We start from the raw sequence: 2,031 nt of genomic DNA, 5'->3' as shown, positions 1-2,031 counted from the left end.
CCAATGTGCGGTTTGCAGGCGAAGTACGTGGCCAGATCGCCGAGGCGGTCGAGGCTGGTGCCGTGACCCATATCGATCCCTTTGCCGAGGACGACGGCGGCGCCTATCTGACACCCCAGATCCTGACGGGAGTCACCCATGACATGCGGGTGATGCGCGAGGAAAGCTTTGGCCCGGTGGTTGGCATCATGAAGGTCGCCTCGGACGACGAAGCCGTTGCCCTGATGAACGACAGCGACTTCGGCCTCACCGCTTCGCTCTGGACCAGGGACGTGGAGCGGGCGCAGCGCGTCGGGGACCGGATCGAGACCGGCACCGTCTTCATGAACCGCGCCGATTACCTGGATCCTGGTCTGTGCTGGACCGGCTGCAAGGATACAGGCCGCGGCGGCGGCCTCTCGGTCATCGGCTATCACAATCTGACCCGTCCGAAGTCCTATCACCTGAAAAAAGTGACCGGCTAAGGGCGGCCCCGCCTGCCCCGGCGTCTCCTCCCCGGGGCGGGCCATTGAATCAAAGGAACGATAACATGAGCCTTAACGGAAACTGGTCCTATCCGACCGCAATCAAGTTCGGCGCCGGCCGGATCAAGGAACTGGGCGATGCCTGCGCCGCTGCTGGCATCACGAAGCCTTTGCTGGTCACCGACAAGGGGCTGGCGGATCTGCCTGTCACCCATAGCACCCTAGACATCATGGACGCCGCAGGCTTGGGCCGCGGTATGTTCTCGGACGTGGATCCGAACCCGAATGAGAAGAATCTGGAGGCCGGTGTCGAAGCCTATAAGGCGGGCGGTCATGACGGGGTGATCGCATTTGGCGGCGGCTCAGGCCTGGATCTGGGCAAGATGGTTGCCTTTATGGCCGGCCAGACCCGGCCGGTCTGGGATTTTGAGGACATCGGCGACTGGTGGACCCGCGCGGATGCTGACGCAATTGCGCCGATCATCGCGGTGCCAACCACCGCAGGCACGGGATCTGAAGTGGGTCGCGCCAGCGTCATCACCGACAGTGTCAGCCACCAGAAGAAGATCATCTTCCACCCTAAGGTGCTGCCGACGGTAGTGATCTGCGATCCCGAGCTGACGGTGGGCATGCCCAAATTCATCACCGCAGGCACCGGCCTGGATGCCTTTGCCCATTGCGTTGAGGCGTTTTCCAGCCCGCACTACCACCCGATGTCCCAGGGCATCGCGCTGGAGGGGATGCGGCTGGTCAAGGACTACCTGCCGCGCGCCTATGCCGACGGTACCGATATCGAGGCCCGCGCGCAGATGATGTCTGCCGCGGCGATGGGGGCCACCGCCTTCATGAAGGGCCTCGGCGCCATCCACGCCATGAGCCATCCGATCGGCGCCCATTTCAACACCCACCATGGCACTACCAACGCGGTCTGCATGCCCAGCGTGCTGGAGCTCAACGCCCCCGCGGTTGCAAACCGCTTCACCATGGCAGCGGCCTACCTCGGAATCGAGGGCGGCTTTGACGGCTTCCGCAGCTTTGTGCAGGAGCTGAACGACTCCCTGGGCATCCCCCGTAAGCTGGCAGATCTGGGCGTCACCGAGACTGCAATCCCCGACCTGGTCAAAGGCGCGATAGTCGACCCCAGCTGTGGCGGCAACCCCATCAAGCTCACTGAGGAAAACCTCACCCAGCTGTTCAAAGCCGCGATGTAAAAGAGGTCTTATGACAGGTTACAGCGCTCTCCGCCCGGCGGGGAGCGCTGTTTCGTTCCGGCACAGCGTCAGCCGCTGACGTAAACTTTGTCCTTGGGGTAGTAGAAGATTTTCTGATTGTGCAGCCGGCCCAAAAGCTCATGCACGCGGCGCAGCGTCTCGTCCTCGCTGCTGCCCGCTGCCGGTTGGGCCTCTGACAGAGTGTCCCTTGTGGTTTGCAGAGCGGTTTCTATCAGCTCCATATCCGTAACGGACAGTTCGAACATATCGTTGTACTGGGGCATCTGGGCTCCTTTTCCGGTTGGCTGGACTGAGCTGGCTGCCTACAGGCTGCCCCATGGCGGGCCGCAAAGCCA

Annotated in this window: 3 protein-coding genes; 2 read left to right on the top strand and 1 reads right to left on the bottom strand. The window is 62.5% G+C overall.

Going from position 1 to position 2,031, the window contains the following annotated elements; all coding sequences use genetic code 11:
* Window positions 1-464: aldehyde dehydrogenase family protein (locus tag A2I95_RS33730; protein ID WP_291736828.1), on the top strand; the 464-nt coding region annotated here is incomplete at its 5' end.
* Between the two features lie 65 nt (window positions 465-529).
* Window positions 530-1,675 carry an iron-containing alcohol dehydrogenase gene (locus tag A2I95_RS33725; protein ID WP_291736826.1) on the top strand — a complete coding sequence of 382 codons (1,146 nt, stop codon included), beginning with the start codon at window positions 530-532 and terminating at the stop codon, window positions 1,673-1,675.
* A gap of 68 nt (window positions 1,676-1,743) precedes the next feature.
* Here A2I95_RS33725 and A2I95_RS33720 read toward each other — a convergent pair whose 3' ends face one another.
* Window positions 1,744-1,959 (bottom strand): hypothetical protein, encoded by a 216-nt coding sequence (locus A2I95_RS33720; RefSeq protein ID WP_027256338.1) that lies wholly within the window; start codon window positions 1,957-1,959, stop codon window positions 1,744-1,746.
* Window positions 1,960-2,031: the final 72 nt, after the last annotated feature.

It is taken from the genome of Leisingera sp. F5 (genome assembly GCF_001593695.1).
This window is presented reverse-complemented; position numbering and strand designations above follow the sequence as displayed.